This window comes from Azonexus sp. (assembly GCF_041909095.1).
Lineage (GTDB): Bacteria > Pseudomonadota > Gammaproteobacteria > Burkholderiales > Rhodocyclaceae > Azonexus.
On record NZ_JAYREB010000001.1, the window covers coordinates 774,938 to 790,181 of the forward strand.

The following is a 15,244-nucleotide window of genomic DNA, read 5'->3' on the forward strand; positions in this document are numbered from 1 at the left end:
GGACTCAGACCGGTGTCAGCCAGTCGGCGTGGCGCGCATCCTCGCCGCGCACGCAGGCGAAGAAGGCCTGTTGCAGTTGGCGGGTCAGCGGGCCGGGACGGCCGTCGCCGATTTTCCGCCGGTCGACCTCGATCACCGGCGTGATTTCGGCGGCGGTGCCGGTCAGGAAGACCTCGTCGGCACAGTACAGCTCGTCGCGGGTGATGCGCTTGCTGCGCAACGCCAGGCCGAGTTCGCCGGCCAGCGTGCACACCGTGCGACGGGTGATGCCGTCAAGCGCCGACGTCGTTTCCGGCTGCAGCAATTCGCCGTCGCGGACCAGGAAGAGGTTCTCGCTCGACCCTTCGGCGACGTAGCCCTCGGTGTCGAGCAGGAGCGCCTCGTCGTAGCCGTCGCGGCGTGCTTCGCGCACGGCGAGGATGGAATTGGCGTACATCGAAATCGCCTTGGCCCGGCACATCTGCACGTTCGGATGGTGCCGCGCGTAGGACGAAACACGCACGCGGATGCCGTTCTCCAGCGCCGTCCGGCCAAGGTAGGCGCCCCAGTCCCAGGCGGCGACCATGGCGTGGGTCGCGGCGCCGGCCGGGTCCACACCGGTCTTCTCGGCACCGAGAAAAATCAGCGGCCGGATGTAGCCGCTCTTGAGGCCGTTGCGCGTCACCGCTTCCCGGCAGGCGGTGGCCAGCGTCGCCCGCTCGAATGGCAGGTCGATGGCCAGGATGTGCGCCGAGTCTTCGAGGCGCTTGAGGTGCTCGGCCAGCCGGAAGATCGCCGGGCCGGCCGGCGTCGCGTAGGCGCGCAGGCCCTCGAAGCAGCCGTAGCCGTAGTGCAGGGTGTGGGTCAGCACATGCACCCTGGCCTCGCGCCAGGGGAGCCAGTCGCCGTCAAGCCAGATGAATCCGTCGCGGTCCTGCATGGTGATGCTCCTGATCAATGGTCGGAGCAGGCAGAATGCCGGCGCGCTGGATCACGTTCAAACGAATTGAGCGCGCTTCAGATGAATACAATTCGTGCATTAACTGCCGGACCTCCCTTTCCAGTATGCTTGGCGGGCCGCCCCCCCGCCGCCGAGGAGACCCCATGAACCACGCCCGCGCCGCCGTCCGATGAGCGATCTCGCCGCCAGTTTCGAGTGTGCCAGCCGCCTGCTTGCCAGCGGCGAACTCGCCGCCGCCGAGGTGCTGCTACACGACATCCTGCACGAAGCCCCCGACCTGGTCGAAGCGCAGGCCAACCTGGCCCTGCTCTATGACCGGCAGGGGCGCGCCGAGCTGGCCGAAGCCACTTACCGACGGGTACTGGCACTGGCCCCGGGCTTGCTGCAGGCGCGCCTCAATTTCGGCCTGCTGCTCGCCACGCAGAAGCGTTTTGCCGAAGCCGAGGCCTGCCACCTGCGCGCCCTGCAGGACGATCCGCAGTCGGTGGATGCCTGGAACCACCTGGGCGTGCTTTACGCCAGCCACAAACGGGAAGCCGAGGCCGAACAGTGCTACCGCACCGCGCTGGCGCTGAACCCCGGGCACGCCAGCGCCGCCTTCAACCTGGCCTATGTGCTGCTGCGCCAGGGGCATTACGAGGAGGGCTGGCAGCGACTGGAAGCGCGCGACCGCTACGCGGCGCTCGACCGGGCGCTGGCGCTGCCGCGCTGGCAGGGCGAGCCGCTCGCCGGCAAGGCGATCCTGATCGGCCTCGAAGCCGGCCACGGCGACATGATCCAGTTCTGCCGCTACACCGCGCAGTTGAAGGCGGCCGGCGCGCGGCGCGTCTCGATCCTCTGCCACCCGCCACTGGCGCGCCTGCTGCGCCGCCTGCCCGGGGTGGACGACAGCATCGCGCTCGGTGACGGCGTCGCCGACCCGCACTGGGATTTCTGGACGCCGCCCTTGAGCCTGCCCTACCGCTTTGCCACCCGGCTCGACTCGATCCCCGGCGAACTCCCCTATCTGAGCGCCGAGCCTGCCACCGTCGCTGCCTGGGCCGCCCGCCTGGGCGCTGGCGAAGGACGCCGCGTCGGCCTGGTGTGGAAGGGCAACCCGCGCTTCGAAAACGACCGCGAGCGCTCGCTACCGTCGCTGAATACGCTGGCACCACTGGCCGACCTTCCCGGCCTGCGTTTCTTCAGCCTGCAGAAAGGCGCCGGTGAGGACGAGGCAGCCGCACCGCCCTTCCCGCTCACCGACCTGGCGCCGGACATCGGCGACTTTGCCGATACGGCGGCGATCGTCGCCAACCTCGACCTGGTGATTACCGTCGACACCGCCGTCGCCCATCTTGTCGGCGCGCTCGGCAAGCCGTGCTGGGTGTTGCTGCCGGATTACAAGACCGACTGGCGCTGGCTGGACGGGCGCGACGATACGCCGTGGTATCCGGGCGTCGTCCGGCTCTTCCGTCAGCCGGCGGGCGGCGGCTGGTCGCCGGTGATCGCCGCCGTCGCCGCCGCGCTCGGCGAATTCGCCAGCGCCTGAACGGCGTCGTGCGCGCCGCGCACCAGCCAGCGGATGAAGGCCATCGCCGCCGGCCGCTCCTGGATCGCTGGCGGCGCCACGACGTAGAAGCTGCGATCCGGACAATCGGCGGCAAATGGGCGGCACAAGCGCCCGTCGGCCAGATAGGGCGCAGCCAGGCTGCCGGCCATCAACGCCACGCCGTGCCCGGCGACAGCACCTTCGAGCATCAGCAGCGCGTCCTCGTACCACGGCCCGCTCGCCGGCTCCGGCCGCTGCAAGCCGGCGGCGGCGAACCAGCGCGCCCACGACAACAACGGATGGCGCAACAGGCGACAGGCGTCGAGATCGCCTGGAGTACTCAGGCCGGCGGCCAGCGCCGGGCTGCACACCGGGAAGACGCGCTCTTCGAACAGCTTCCAGGCGAGCAGGCCGGGCCATTCCTCCTCGCCATAACGCAGGCCGATGTCGGCCTCGCCGGCGAGCAGCGGCCCCAGCCCGGTGGCGGTGGCAAGCGCGAATTCCAGCGCCGGGTGACGCGCCTGGTAAGCGGCGACACGACCGACCAGCCACTGGCTGCCGAGCGCCGGCGCCGCCGAAATGCGCAGGCGCTCCTGGCGCGGCGAGCGCAGGTGAGCGCTTGCTTCGTCGAGACGTAACAGCGCATCGCGTACCACCGCGAGGTAGCGGCGACCAACCGGAGTCAGCGCCACCGCCCGGTGGCGGCGTTCGAACAAGGGCTGGCCGAGGTGTTCCTCGAGCAGCCGGATGCGATGACTGATCGCCGACGGTGTCAGGTGCAGCGCCTGCGCCGCCGCCTGGAAACTGCCTAGGCGCGCCGCCGCCTCGAAAGCAGGCAGCGTGTGCAGGGGCGGCAGCTCGGTCATTGCGGCGGCAGTGGCTCGGGGCTGCGGTCGCCCCAGCCGAAGGCAGCAGTCTCACCGCCGGCATCGACCTCGATGTAGGCGTAGTAGTCGGTTTCTCCGTCGCGCCGGGGAATGCGCCAGAAATGAACGCTGCCCGCGCCATCGGCGAACTGCCCAAGATAGACCAGATCGGCGGCCTGCAAGGCGCCGGGCGCGGCGAGCAGCTCGCCGAATTCCCGGCGCAGGTAGCGGGGCAGCTCGCGCTCGTCGGCGTCCGGCAGGCCGGTGCGACCGAACCAGGGAGCGCTTTCCTGCGTCGCGTCTTCGGCGGCACGCTGTCTGGCGTAATCCTCTAACGCTGCGTCAAAACCGGAACGCGAGCGGCGCAGCAGGCGATAGGCGGCAAACAACAGGGCCAGAAACAGCAGCAGCAGGACGATCCGCATTTCTTCACTCCCCCAGACAAAGTTGCACCGACAACCAGTGGGCGAGACTCTCGAAATGGGTCGCCATCAGGTTCTCGACGTCAAGCACATGGCCGACCGGCACGGCCAGACCGGGACGCTGCGCGATCAGCAGACAACAGGAAGTGCTCACCTGCTGCAGGGCAAGGAAAGGGTCGAGTTCGGCGAAGTCGAGCCAGCACTCCGGCTCCCCGAGAACGCTGAAAACCCCCGGCGGATAGAGGCCAATTCGCCGGCCTTCGCCAGTTTTTGCCCGATGTTTGCGCCAGTGCGCCTCCTGGCGCGCCGACAACGGCGGGACAAGCTCACCACCGGTGGCCAACTGGTCGAGTGCCGGAAAATAACCGCCGATTTCGCCCACGGCGGACCAGGCGATGCCGTTACTGGCCCGATAGAAATCGCACAACTGCGCCGGCAGCGGCCAGCCCAGCCGCGCTTCGGCCGCCGCGATCTGCGTCGCCGACGCCGCCGGCTGGCGCTGCGGCGCCAGACCCGACGCCTGCAGCAGCTTGCTGTCCAGCCAGAGCTCGATCATTTCGCCGGGCGGGCGATCCTTGCCGGCCGCCGCCGCACTCACCGCCCGATCGACGCCCAGCATGGCCTCGCCGGCTCGGCGCACCACCTCTTGCAGCGAGTAGCGAGGTTTTACCATTGCGGCGCCATCCGTAGGCCGGGACCGCGCTCAGCGCCGACCGCCGAGGATGGAGCCGAGCACGCCACGCAGGATCTGCTTGCCGATCTCGCGACCGACCGTACCGGCGACGCTGCGCGCGGCGCTCTTGGCGGCGGCTTCGAGCACGCCTTCGCGGCGGCCGCCACGCGGGCCGGTGGTACCGGTCAGCATGTCGCCCAGGCCGCCCAGGAAACCGCCGCCCGAGGATGCCGGCTCCGGCGCCGGCTGCGGCCGTGGCATCGCCGTCGGCCGCGCCGGGCCGCCGGGCGCGGCCGGCGCCGGAATGGCGCCGGGGCCGGCCTTCTTCGGCGCCGCCGGCTGGCCGCGCAGGATTTCGTAGGCCGATTCGCGGTCGATCGTCGTCCCGTAGGTGGCGAGCAGCGGCGAAGCCTCGATGCTGGCGCGCCGCTCATCGACGCTCAGCGGGCCGAGGCGCGAAGCGGGCGGGAAAATGAAGGCGCGGTCGACGATGTTGGGCCGCCCCTTCTCATCGAGGAAGGAAACCAGCGCCTCGCCAACGCCGAGTTCGGTGATCACTTCGGCGGCGTTGAACTTGGGGTTGGCGCGCATCGTCTCGGCGGCCGACTGCACCGCCTTCTGGTCGCGCGGCGTGAAGGCACGCAGCGCGTGCTGAACGCGGTTGCCGAGCTGGCCGAGGATTTTTTCCGGGACGTCGAGCGGGTTCTGGGTGACGAAGAAGACGCCGACGCCCTTCGAGCGGATCAGCCGCACCACCTGCTCGACCTTGTCCACCAGCGCCGCCGGCGCGCCGTCGAAGAGCAGATGCGCCTCGTCGAAGAAGAAGACCAGCTTCGGCTGGTCGAGGTCGCCGGCTTCCGGCAACTGTTCGAACAGTTCGGCGAGCAGCCAGAGCAGGAAGGTCGAGTAGAGCGCCGGCGCATGGATCAGCTTCTCGGCGGCGAGCACGTTGATAACGCCGCGGCCGTTGCTGTCGACCTGCATCAGGTCAGCGATGTCGAGCATCGGCTCGCCGAAGAAAACGTCGCCGCCCTGCTCCTCGAGCGTCAGCAGGCCGCGCTGGATGGCGCCGATCGACGCCGTCGACACGTTGCCGTACTCGGTCTTGAACTGCGCCGCGTTGTCGCCGACGTGCTGGACCATCGCCCGCAGGTCCTTGAGGTCGAGCAACAACAGGCCCTGGTCGTCGGCGATCTTGAACACCAGTTGCAGCACGCCGGACTGGGTGTCGTTGAGGTTGAGCAGGCGGGCCAGCAGCAGCGGCCCCATGTCGGACACCGTGGCCCGCACCGGCACGCCGTTTTCGCCGAAGACATCCCAGAAGGCAACGGTATTGGCGTAATTGGCATAGCCCTCCAGCCCCAGTTCCTCGACGCGCTTCAACAGCTTGGAACTGGGCGTACCGACCGCCCCCATGCCGGACAGGTCGCCCTTGACGTCGGCCATGAAGACCGGCACGCCGATGTAGGACAGCCGCTCGGCCAGCGTCTGCAGGGTCACCGTCTTGCCGGTCCCGGTCGCCCCGGTGATCAGCCCGTGGCGATTGGTCATCTGCGGCAGCAGGGCGGGGTAGCCGTCGGCGGACTTGGCGAGGTAGAGCGGTTCGGACATGGGGAAAAACTCCGGGCAGGATCAGATGCCGGCATTCTAGCGCCGGGGCGGCGGGCTGGGGTGAAGGAGGGTAAAGCGGCGAACGGGACTCGTACGGGGCAAGCAGCACCTTGCAGTAAATTGCCCCGAACTTCTCTGGCCGGGCTGGCCGAATTAGCCGCTGCAAGTCAGAAGCATGACTGCATCGCTCATCACCTCGCAAGATGAACACGTCGCCACACCGGAAGCTTGCAGACGGCAGGCAGCAGCGCGACTGCGCCCCCTTGTCTCCTTTGCGACAAGCATGACGGCTTCAGCCGGTTTTCTCGTGCGCAGCGCTGAGCACGACCGAGACGAACTCGCCACGCGAGGTCGAGTTGTTCTCCTGCTGGTTGGCGGCGCACCAAGCGGCGAATTCGTCGGGGTCGATCTGGCATTCCAGGGCCATCACGCCGGAGCGCTGAAAATTGCGGCGGGCCGCGACGGCCATGGCTTTCCACTTGTCGAAGCTGTCTTCGAAGCATGCCGGATCGGTCGCCGTGGCTTTGACGCGGGCCCAGGTTTCCGGGGTGTACCAGGTGACGCCGATGACCATCTGCCGGCTGCGGCGCCGCGCTTTGAGGCTCTGACTGAGGGTGGGTTTCTTCATGATGCGGGCGGGTTCCGTAAGGGAGATCGCCTGAGCAAGCAACAAGCGCACCCAAAAAGCAGTGCGGCGGCCTGACGGGAAAACGCCGGACGGGTAAAATCGCCGCTTCTTCGTTATTTGCATTCAGGAAAACAGCATGGCCGGTCATTCGAAATGGGCAAATATCCAGCACCGCAAGGGTCGTCAGGACGAAAAGCGCGGTGCGGCTTTCTCCAAGATCGCCAAGGAAATCACCGTCGCGGCCAAGATGGGCGGCGGCGATCCCAGCTTCAACCCGCGCTTGCGCGTGGCGGTCGACAAGGCCAAGGGCGTCAACATGCCCAAGGACAAGATCGACACGGCGATCAAGAAGGGTACCGGCGAGCTGGAAGGCGTCGAGTACATCGAGATCCGCTATGAAGGCTATGGCATCGGCGGCGCAGCGATCATGGTCGACTGCCTGACCGACAACAAGACCCGCACGGTGGCCGAAGTCCGCCACGCTTTCAACAAGTACGGCGGCAACATGGGCACCGACGGCTGCGTGGCTTTCCAGTTCAAGCACTGTGGCCAGATGATCTTCGCCCCGGGCACTGACGAGGCGGCGCTGATGGATGCCGCCATCGAGGCCGGCGCCGAGGATGTGGCGACCGATGAAGACGGGTCGATCGAAGTCATCACCACCGCTGCCGATTACATCGCCGTCAAGGACGCGCTGGAAGCGGCCGGTTTCACGCCGGAATTCTCGGAAGTGACGATGAAGCCGGAAGGCGAGAACGTGTTTACCGGCGAGGATGCAGTGAAGATGCAGAAGCTGCTCGACGCGCTGGAAGGCCTGGACGACGTTCAGGAAATCTACACCACGGCGGTCATCGAGGAGTGATCGCAACTGCGGGGAGCGACAGGGCACGGGGAGCTTAGGCCATGCAACGCGCCTACCCCCTGCTCTTCGTCTTCCTGTGGAGCACCGGTTTCATCGGTGCCAAGTTCGGCCTGCCTTACGCTGAACCCCTGTCCTTCCTGCTCACCCGCTACGGGCTGGTGATCGTGCTGATGCTGGCGATTGCCCTGCTGACCCGCGCGCCGTGGCCGAAAGACCCGGCGCAGTGGCTGCACATCGGCGTCTCTGGCGTGCTCGTCCATGCCTTTTACCTGGGCGGCGTCTTTGTCGCCATCGGCCACGGCCTGCCGGCCGGGATCACCGCCCTGGTCGTTGGCATGCAACCGCTGCTGACCGCCTGCATTGCCGGCTGGCTACTCGGCGAGAAAGTAAGCGCTCGCCAATGGGGCGGGCTGGCCATGGGTTTCGTCGGCGTTGGCCTGGTCGTGTCCGGCAAGCTCGGTGACGGCGCGCTCGGCCCCATGCTGTGGCCGGCGCTGGTAGCGCTGCTCGCCATCACCGCCGGCACGCTCTACCAGAAGCGCTTCTGCGCCCGCTTCGACCTGCGCACCGGTTCGGTCATTCAGTTCGTGCCGACAGCCATCGTGACGGCCATCGCCGTTGCGCTGTTCGAGGATTACCGCATCGACTGGCGCGGCGAATTCCTGTTTGCGCTGGGCTGGCTGGTGCTGGTCCTGTCGCTTGGTGCAATCAGCCTGCTCAATCTGCTGATTCGCAACGGCAGCGCGGTCAATGTCGCCAGCCTCTTCTACCTGACGCCGCCAACGACGGCGCTGATCGCCTGGGCGGTGTTCGGCGAGACGTTGACGCCGGTCGCGGTGCTCGGCATGGCAGTGGCGGTCGGTGGCGTGTATCTGGTGGCGAGGCCGGCGAAGTGAGCGGCGTGTGCATTCTCGGCATCGACCCCGGCCTGCGCGTGCCCAGGTTTAGCTGCGGCCGCGGGCTTCGCCCGCTTGACCGGCGGCGCCGGTCAGCCTGCGCTGAAGCCGACCACGCGCGATACAGGAGGACGCTGCGATGAGCGCGCCCCGTATCCTCGGCATCGACCCCGGTTTGCGCGTGACCGGCTTTGGCGTCATCGAGAAGCACGGCAACCAGTTGGTCTACGTCGCCAGCGGCTGCATCAAGTCGAACGACAAGGAATCGCTGCCCGAGCGCATCGGCACCTTGTTCGCCGGCATCGGCGAGGTGATCGCGACCTATCGGCCGGATCAGTCGGCGATCGAGAAGGTCTTCGTCAACGTCAATCCGCAATCGACGCTGCTGCTCGGCCAGGCGCGCGGGGCGGCGATGTCGGCGCTGGTCCATGGCGGGCTGCCGGTGGCCGAATACACCGCGCTGCAGGTCAAGCAGGCGGTGGTCGGGCACGGCAAGGCGGCCAAGGAGCAGGTGCAGGAGATGGTTGTCCGCCTACTCAACCTGCCCGGTGCGCCAACGGCGGATGCCGCCGACGCGCTGGCCTGCGCGATCTGTCACGCGCACGGCGGGCAGGGTCTGGGGGCGCTGGCGACGGCGGGGTATCGCGTTCGCGGCGGGCGGCTGATAGGATGAGAACCTGTTTGGACATACAGTATCGGATTGCCCCATGATCGGAAGACTCACCGGCCTCGTCGTCGAAAAGAACCCGCCGCAGATCGTGCTTGACGTGAACGGCGTCGGCTACGAGCTCGACGTGCCGATGAGCACCTTCTACAACTTGCCCTCGGTCGGCGAGAAAGTGACCCTGCTCACCCACTTCGCGGTGCGCGAGGACGGGCATTTCCTCTACGGTTTCCTCGGTGAGGCTGAGCGTTTCGCCTTCCGCCAGTTGCTCAAGGTTTCGGGGATCGGCGCGCGCACCGCGCTGTCGGTGCTCTCCGGGCTGTCGGTCAATGACCTGGCGGCGGCCGTGGCGCAGCAGGAACTCGGCCGCCTGGTGAAGATTCCCGGGATCGGCAAGAAGACCGCCGAACGCCTGCTGCTCGAACTCAAGGGCAAGCTTGCCCAGGTCGGCGGCGTATCGCTCAATGTCGCGGCCGACGATGCCCGCGCCGACATTTCCAATGCCTTGCTGGCGCTTGGCTACAACGAGAAGGAAGCCGCCGCCGCGCTGAAGCAGTTGCCGGCTGACGTCGGCACCTCCGACGGCATCCGCCAGGCACTCAAGCTGTTGTCCAAGGGCTGATGCTGCTCGACGACGAACCCAAACGGCTGGCGCAGATCGCGCTGGTGGTGCTGATCATCGTCGGCTGCATCGCCGTGCTGCTGCCCTTCGTCGGCGCCCTGCTGTTCGCGCTGGTGATCTGGGTGTGCACCTGGGAGAGCTACCGCGAGCGCGTGCTGCCGCGACTGCGCGGACGCGATACCGTGGGCGCCGCGCTGATGGTCGTGCTGCTGGTGCTGATCCTGCTGGTGCCGACCATTTTTCTGGCCGGCGCGCTGGCCAGCGGCGCCGATCACCTGATCGACCTGATCAAGCCCTACGTCGACCAGGGCCTGCCGACCGAAGCGCCGGCCTGGTTCGCCGAGGTGCCGCTGTTCGGCCAGCGGATGATCGACTTCTGGCATGAAGTGGCGAGCAGCCGGGAAGCGCTCAACACCCTTCTCGCGCAGGGCGTGGCGCCGGCCCGCCAGTTCCTGATCGCCGCCGGCGGCGTCGTCGCCAACGGTCTGTTGCAACTGGCGCTGGTCCTGTTCGTCGTCTTCTTCCTCTACCGCGACGGCGAAGTCGTTGCCGCCGCGCTCTACGGCGGCGCCCGCAAGCTCGGCGGCGAACTCGGCGCCGGCCTGGTCGACAAGGCGCGCGGCACCGTATTCGGCGTCATGCTCGGCATCGTCGGCACCGCCGCCGCGCAGGGCTCGGTGGCAATGCTCGGCTTCTTCGTCGCCGGCGCGCCGGCGCCGGTGCTGCTCGGCTTCGCCACCTTCTTCCTGTCGATGATCCCGGTCGGCCCGCCGCTGGTCTGGGGCGGCGCCGCATTGTGGCTCTACAGCGACGGCCAGACCGGCTGGGCGATCTTCATGGCGCTCTACGGCCTGCTCATCATCAGCAGCATCGACAATGTCGTCAAGCCGCTGCTGATGGCACGCGGTGCCGGCCTGTCGGTGCTTATCGTCGCTCTCGGCGTGTTCGGCGGCGTGCTGGTGTTCGGCTTCATCGGCATTTTCCTCGGCCCGGTGCTGCTGGCGCTCGGTCAACTGCTCCTGACGCGCTGGCTGCGCGAGGAACCAACATCATGATCGAAACCGACAAGCTGGCGCCGCTCGAGCGGATCATCGCGCCGACCGCCAAATCCGCCCAGGAAGAAGCGCTCGAACGCGCCCTGCGCCCGAAGCGCCTGGCCGACTACACCGGCCAGCAGAAGATCCGCGAACAGCTAGAAATCTTCATCCAGGCGGCGAAGAAGCGCGGCGAATCGCTCGACCACGTGCTGCTGTTCGGCCCGCCCGGCCTGGGCAAGACGACGCTGGCCCACATCGTCGCCGCCGAAATGGGGGTGAACCTGCGCCAGACTTCCGGCCCGGTGCTCGAACGCGCCGGCGACCTGGCTGCCATCCTGACCAACCTCGAACCGCACGACGTGCTGTTCATCGACGAAATCCACCGTTTGAGCCCGGTGGTCGAGGAAATCCTCTACCCGGCGCTGGAAGATTTCCAGATCGACATCATGATCGGTGAAGGCCCGGCGGCGCGCTCGGTGAAACTGGATTTGCCGCCGTTCACGCTGGTCGGCGCGACCACCCGCGCCGGCATGCTGACCAACCCGCTGCGCGACCGCTTCGGCATCGTCGCCCGCCTCGAGTTCTACAACGCGGAAGAGTTGCGCAGCATTGTCAGCCGCTCGGCATCGCTGCTGAACGCGCCGATCGACCCTGACGGCGCGCTGGAAATCGCCAAGCGCTCGCGCGGCACGCCGCGCATCGCCAACCGCCTGCTGCGCCGGGTGCGCGACTACGCGGAAGTGAAGGGCGACGGCAGCATCGGCCGCGACATCGCCGACCGCGCCCTGCACATGCTCGACGTGGACCCGGCCGGCCTCGACCTGATGGACAGGAAGCTGCTGTCGGCGGTGATCGACAAGTTCGGCGGCGGCCCGGTCGGCGTCGACAACCTGGCGGCGGCGATCGGCGAGGCGCGCGACACGATCGAGGATGTGCTCGAACCCTACCTGATCCAGCAGGGCTACCTGCAGCGCACGCTGCGCGGGCGCATCGCGACGCCGGCTATCTACCGCCACCTCGGCCTGCAGGAACCCGCTGCCACCATGACGAAAGACTTGCTGTCGGAGAATTGATTTAAACGTCATGGTGTAGTCTAATAAAGCCTTGTGCTTGTTGATTTTGCAGTTTTTGACGATTCGACCGAGGCCGCTAATCCGGCAACTTCCCAGGTCAGTGAATGAAGCGTTTTCGCGCCCTCCTGTTGTGTTCTGGCCTCCTGACCTTGCCGCTGTGCGCGCAAGCGGAGCCCGAGTCCAGTAATTTGGTGCTCAGCGGCTTCGGTACCGTGGGGCTGGTGCACAACCCGAATGATGAGCACGGGTTTGTTCGCGATATCGGGCAAAACGGCGAACCCGGGAAAAACACTTCGTTTCATACGGACAGCATGCTGGGGCTGCAGCTTTCCTATACCCTGAGTCCCCAGTGGCAGTTCATCGGGCAAGTGCGCGCACGCGAGCAGGCCGATAACTCGCTCGCCAACTCGGTGTCGCGCGCTTTCGTGGGCTATCGTCCCGATCCCAACCTGCATTTCCGCCTGGGGCGGATGGCCGACGCCACTTTCCTGATGTCGGACTACCTTGAGGTCGGGTATGCCTTCCCCTGGGTGCGTCCGCCGCTTGAGTCGTACGGCTTCATCGCCATGCACTACTACGATGGACTTGATGTTACCTACAGTCTGCCGCAGGCCGGCGGAGTCTGGCGACTCAAGGCGATGGGCGGCAGGATCAAGGCCACGATTCCCCAGGGCACACCAATTCAGGATTATCCCCTGGAAGGCAAGGATCTGTGGGGCCTGGCGCTGATTCACGAACAGGGGCCATTGAAGGTCCGCGTCGGCTACACCAGTTTCCACCTCGAAAAGGAGAGTACAGGGGCCTTGCTCGTCGAGCCCTCGCTCAACTTACTGATCAGCAATCCGCTGGCCGGTCTTCTGTTCCCGGCGGCCATCGCCGAGGCCAGGGAATTGCGCGACGAACTGCAAATGAAGGGCGCCCGGGTCAGTTTTGCCTCGGCCGGTTTTGCCTACGACAATGGCCGCTGGATGCTGCAAGGAGAAGTCAGCAAGCTTTCTTCTGAAACCATCCTCTTCCCTCGTGGCGAACAGGCCTACCTGAGTGCCGGTTATCGCTTTGGCAATTTCCTTCCCTACGTGATGTTCAGCGGTTCGCGAGCCGAGCCGCTCAAGCGGGTCAAGGCCGACTGGTCGGGAATCCCCCAGGGGCCGTTGCTGCAATCCTGGACGCTCAGACTACTCAACGCTCAACGTTCGGCGCAAACGACGACCTCGCTCGGCTTGCGTTGGGACTTCCATAGTCAGGCTGCCTTCAAGTTGCAATGGGACCATGTCCGCGTGCGCAATCATGGCTGGGGCTTGTGGTCGCCACAGGCGACCTCGGACCCGGCAGCAGACCAAGTCAATGTGCTGACCACCACGCTGGACTTTGTCTTCTGAGGCGGCAATGAAACGATTGCTCCTCGTTCTCTGTCTGGCCCTGCCCCTGCCCCTGATGGCCGACATTGCAATTATCGTCAATGCCGGAAATCCGGTGAAAAGCCTGAGTGCAGAAGAGGTCGCCGCGCTTTATCTGGCGCGAACCCGAACCTTCCCATCCGGGGAGTACGCCCTGGTCTTCGACCTCCCCCGCGACAACCAACTGCGCCAGCGCTTCTTCAGGGCGGTAGCCAGCATGGGCATCAGCCAGGTGAATACTTACTGGTCACGCCTGATGTTCTCCGGACAGGAAATTCCGCCACAACCCTTGCCGAATGAACAAGCGGTAATCGACATCGTCCGGCGCAATTCCGGGGCGATCGGCTATATCGGATTCGTGCCTCAGGACGCCGGGGTCAGGACAGTTCTGCACCTCAAGGATTGAAGCCCTTGCCCCCCTTCCAAAGTATCCACAAACGACTGGCGCTGTCTGTCGCCGTGGGCTCTCTGGCATTTGCCGCAGCGGTAGGCCTGATTTCCTTTGTGCTCGAATACCGTTCCCAGCATACGCAGGCGCGAACGCTGCAGGACCAACTGGTTGCCACAGTTCAGGCTTCTGCTGCAGTCGGCGCCTTTGTCGGCAATCGGGAAATATCTGCCGAAGTAGCCGAAGGTCTGCTGGCCAACCCGATCATCCAGGGGGTGCGTATTGAATCGTCGCGGGGTTTCGTGCACGAGCAGCAGCGAGATGAAAGCCGCGGTCTGCCGGTTGAGTACCCCCTGCTGTCGCCTGTCGACCAACAGGACCCTATCGGTCGCCTGCTGGTCTGGCAGACCGAGGCAGAGGTCAATCGGCAGGCTCGGGCGTCAGCCCTGCGTTATGCCATGCTGCTGATGTTGCAGGTGCTGATTTCCGCAGGCTTGCTGATGATCCTCTTCGGACGCGTTGTCGGGCACCCCTTGACCCGGGTCGCCCGCGAGCTTGAAGCAATTCGACCGGGAAGCAGTCGACGGATTCCGGTCCCCGCCGGCCATGAACGCAATGAAATCGGCTTGCTGGTGCGCAGTGGGAATACCCTGCTCTCCGCCGTGGAGGCCGCCATTCTCGAAGAGCGCCGTCTGCAGGCGGAAGTTGCGGAAATGGAAGCCCATTACCGGCGGATTTTCGAGACGACCAACGTCGGCATCATGATCCTCAAACCAGACGGCAGATTGCTGAACTGCAATTCCACGTTGATGACGCGCATTGTCGGCATCAGCTTCGACACCGCCAGCGCTGACGGAAATGCCGATTTGATCGGGACCATCTTCTGTTTGCCTGAGCAGGCCTGGCTGATGGTCTGGCAAGCGCACGACTGCGGCCAGTCGGTTGCCAGTGACCTGCAGTTGCGCAGTCACGATGGCAGTGAACGCTGGGCCCACTGCATGATTTCGGTCACCGTCGATGCGCAGGGTGATATCGAATTGATCGAAGGAGTGCTCTACGATGTCACGGTACGAAGAATGCGCGAACAGGAAGCGCAGCGCGCAGCCGAGGTCGATCCACTAACCGGCCTGCCTAATCGCCGGGCCATGGAGTTGTTTCTCGAGAACGCCGTGTCCTACGCCCATACCCACAGGAATGACCTTGGCCTGATGTTGATCGATCTGGATGGTTTCAAGGAGATCAACGACACTCACGGCCATTTGGTTGGCGATTGCGTGCTCAAGGTTGTCGGCGAACGCCTGGGCAGCATTTTGCGGCGGAACCACGACCTGGTCAGCCGACTGGGCGGAGACGAATTCGTCATCATCATCGGACCAGGCAATGCCGGCATCAGAATGCTGGAAGGCCTGGCCGGGGAGCTTGTCTCACTACTCTCTGCGCCGATTACCGTGGGCAAAGACTGCACTGTCTCGGTCGGAGCCAGTGTTGGCATCGCCAGGTTCCCGGAGCATGGCGAAAACAGTCGTCAGCTGCTTGATGCCGCTGATGTCGCCATGTATCACGTCAAGGGCAGCGGAAAAAATGCGTACGCGGTTGCCCGACCCCAAGCAGCCATTTCCTGTTGAGCCAGCTTAGCG

Annotated in this window: 16 protein-coding genes; 10 read left to right on the top strand and 6 right to left on the bottom strand. The window is 65.8% G+C overall.

Going from position 1 to position 15,244, the window contains the following annotated elements:
- Nucleotides 1-4 precede the first annotated feature (4 nt).
- The gene (locus tag ACE3OV_RS03735; protein WP_374326225.1) at nucleotides 5-925 is read right to left on the bottom strand and encodes a branched-chain amino acid transaminase; all 921 of its coding nucleotides are present in this window, start codon (nucleotides 923-925) and stop codon (nucleotides 5-7) included.
- A gap of 184 nt (nucleotides 926-1,109) precedes the next feature.
- Here ACE3OV_RS03735 and ACE3OV_RS03740 point away from each other — a divergent pair, with 184 nt between their 5' ends.
- A complete protein-coding gene (locus ACE3OV_RS03740) occupies nucleotides 1,110-2,468 on the top strand; it encodes a tetratricopeptide repeat protein (RefSeq protein WP_374325154.1) in 1,359 nt (452 codons plus the stop codon).
- On the opposite strand, the gene ACE3OV_RS03745 is transcribed toward ACE3OV_RS03740, so the two are convergent.
- From ACE3OV_RS03745 to ACE3OV_RS03765, 5 genes are all read right to left on the bottom strand, one after another.
- On the bottom strand, nucleotides 2,393-3,334 hold the full coding sequence (locus tag ACE3OV_RS03745; protein ID WP_374325155.1) for a LysR substrate-binding domain-containing protein: 942 nt from the start codon (nucleotides 3,332-3,334) through the stop codon (nucleotides 2,393-2,395). The genes ACE3OV_RS03740 and ACE3OV_RS03745 overlap by 76 nt on opposite strands.
- Nucleotides 3,331-3,759, bottom strand: coding sequence for a hypothetical protein (locus ACE3OV_RS03750; protein WP_374325157.1), 429 nt, complete (start codon nucleotides 3,757-3,759; stop codon nucleotides 3,331-3,333). The genes ACE3OV_RS03745 and ACE3OV_RS03750 overlap by 4 nt, the downstream gene beginning before the upstream one ends.
- Nucleotides 3,760-3,763: 4 nt before the next feature.
- Complete coding sequence (locus ACE3OV_RS03755; RefSeq protein ID WP_374325159.1) at nucleotides 3,764-4,429, bottom strand: SMI1/KNR4 family protein; 666 nt, start codon at nucleotides 4,427-4,429, stop codon at nucleotides 3,764-3,766.
- A gap of 30 nt (nucleotides 4,430-4,459) precedes the next feature.
- On the bottom strand, nucleotides 4,460-6,040 hold the full coding sequence (locus ACE3OV_RS03760; RefSeq protein ID WP_374325161.1) for a helicase HerA-like domain-containing protein: 1,581 nt from the start codon (nucleotides 6,038-6,040) through the stop codon (nucleotides 4,460-4,462).
- 292 nt (nucleotides 6,041-6,332) lie between these two features.
- Nucleotides 6,333-6,668 carry a hypothetical protein gene (locus ACE3OV_RS03765; protein WP_374325163.1) on the bottom strand — a complete coding sequence of 112 codons (336 nt, stop codon included), beginning with the start codon at nucleotides 6,666-6,668 and terminating at the stop codon, nucleotides 6,333-6,335.
- A 136-nt stretch (nucleotides 6,669-6,804) separates the two neighbouring features.
- Between ACE3OV_RS03765 and ACE3OV_RS03770 the strand changes: the two genes are divergently transcribed.
- From ACE3OV_RS03770 to ACE3OV_RS03810, 9 genes are all read left to right on the top strand, one after another.
- Nucleotides 6,805-7,530: a YebC/PmpR family DNA-binding transcriptional regulator gene (locus ACE3OV_RS03770; RefSeq protein WP_374325166.1), complete on the top strand. Its 726-nt coding sequence runs from the start codon at nucleotides 6,805-6,807 to the stop codon at nucleotides 7,528-7,530.
- A gap of 41 nt (nucleotides 7,531-7,571) precedes the next feature.
- Complete coding sequence (locus ACE3OV_RS03775; RefSeq protein WP_374325168.1) at nucleotides 7,572-8,426, top strand: DMT family transporter; 855 nt, start codon at nucleotides 7,572-7,574, stop codon at nucleotides 8,424-8,426.
- Between the two features lie 139 nt (nucleotides 8,427-8,565).
- Nucleotides 8,566-9,099: a crossover junction endodeoxyribonuclease RuvC gene (gene ruvC, locus ACE3OV_RS03780; RefSeq protein ID WP_374325170.1), complete on the top strand. Its 534-nt coding sequence runs from the start codon at nucleotides 8,566-8,568 to the stop codon at nucleotides 9,097-9,099.
- A gap of 34 nt (nucleotides 9,100-9,133) precedes the next feature.
- Nucleotides 9,134-9,712 (top strand): Holliday junction branch migration protein RuvA, encoded by a 579-nt coding sequence (ruvA, locus tag ACE3OV_RS03785; protein WP_374325172.1) that lies wholly within the window; start codon nucleotides 9,134-9,136, stop codon nucleotides 9,710-9,712.
- Entirely contained in the window at nucleotides 9,712-10,767 is a 1,056-nt protein-coding gene (locus ACE3OV_RS03790) for an AI-2E family transporter (protein WP_374325175.1), read from the top strand. The genes ruvA and ACE3OV_RS03790 overlap by 1 nt, the downstream gene beginning before the upstream one ends.
- A complete protein-coding gene (gene ruvB, locus ACE3OV_RS03795) occupies nucleotides 10,764-11,822 on the top strand; it encodes a Holliday junction branch migration DNA helicase RuvB (protein WP_374325177.1) in 1,059 nt (352 codons plus the stop codon). Before ACE3OV_RS03790 ends, ruvB begins: the two co-directional genes overlap by 4 nt.
- 104 nt (nucleotides 11,823-11,926) lie before the next feature.
- On the top strand, nucleotides 11,927-13,201 hold the full coding sequence (locus ACE3OV_RS03800; protein ID WP_374325179.1) for a hypothetical protein: 1,275 nt from the start codon (nucleotides 11,927-11,929) through the stop codon (nucleotides 13,199-13,201).
- A 7-nt stretch (nucleotides 13,202-13,208) separates the two neighbouring features.
- Nucleotides 13,209-13,625 (top strand): hypothetical protein, encoded by a 417-nt coding sequence (locus ACE3OV_RS03805; RefSeq protein WP_374325181.1) that lies wholly within the window; start codon nucleotides 13,209-13,211, stop codon nucleotides 13,623-13,625.
- A 5-nt stretch (nucleotides 13,626-13,630) separates the two neighbouring features.
- On the top strand, nucleotides 13,631-15,232 hold the full coding sequence (locus ACE3OV_RS03810; protein ID WP_374325183.1) for a diguanylate cyclase domain-containing protein: 1,602 nt from the start codon (nucleotides 13,631-13,633) through the stop codon (nucleotides 15,230-15,232).
- Nucleotides 15,233-15,244 lie beyond the last annotated feature (12 nt).

Coding starts and splice junctions, on each gene's coding strand:
- ruvB (WP_374325177.1), top strand. CDS start 10,764: ATGATCGAAACCGACAAGCTGGCGCCGCTCGAGCGGATCATCGCGCCG.
- ACE3OV_RS03770 (WP_374325166.1), top strand. CDS start 6,805: ATGGCCGGTCATTCGAAATGGGCAAATATCCAGCACCGCAAGGGTCGT.
- ACE3OV_RS03805 (WP_374325181.1), top strand. CDS start 13,209: ATGAAACGATTGCTCCTCGTTCTCTGTCTGGCCCTGCCCCTGCCCCTG.
- ACE3OV_RS03750 (WP_374325157.1), bottom strand. CDS start 3,759: ATGCGGATCGTCCTGCTGCTGCTGTTTCTGGCCCTGTTGTTTGCCGCC.
- ACE3OV_RS03775 (WP_374325168.1), top strand. CDS start 7,572: ATGCAACGCGCCTACCCCCTGCTCTTCGTCTTCCTGTGGAGCACCGGT.
- ACE3OV_RS03790 (WP_374325175.1), top strand. CDS start 9,712: ATGCTGCTCGACGACGAACCCAAACGGCTGGCGCAGATCGCGCTGGTG.
- ACE3OV_RS03745 (WP_374325155.1), bottom strand. CDS start 3,334: ATGACCGAGCTGCCGCCCCTGCACACGCTGCCTGCTTTCGAGGCGGCG.
- ruvC (WP_374325170.1), top strand. CDS start 8,566: ATGAGCGCGCCCCGTATCCTCGGCATCGACCCCGGTTTGCGCGTGACC.
- ACE3OV_RS03800 (WP_374325179.1), top strand. CDS start 11,927: ATGAAGCGTTTTCGCGCCCTCCTGTTGTGTTCTGGCCTCCTGACCTTG.
- ACE3OV_RS03760 (WP_374325161.1), bottom strand. CDS start 6,040: ATGTCCGAACCGCTCTACCTCGCCAAGTCCGCCGACGGCTACCCCGCC.
- ruvA (WP_374325172.1), top strand. CDS start 9,134: ATGATCGGAAGACTCACCGGCCTCGTCGTCGAAAAGAACCCGCCGCAG.
- ACE3OV_RS03755 (WP_374325159.1), bottom strand. CDS start 4,429: ATGGTAAAACCTCGCTACTCGCTGCAAGAGGTGGTGCGCCGAGCCGGC.
- ACE3OV_RS03765 (WP_374325163.1), bottom strand. CDS start 6,668: ATGAAGAAACCCACCCTCAGTCAGAGCCTCAAAGCGCGGCGCCGCAGC.
- ACE3OV_RS03740 (WP_374325154.1), top strand. CDS start 1,110: ATGAGCGATCTCGCCGCCAGTTTCGAGTGTGCCAGCCGCCTGCTTGCC.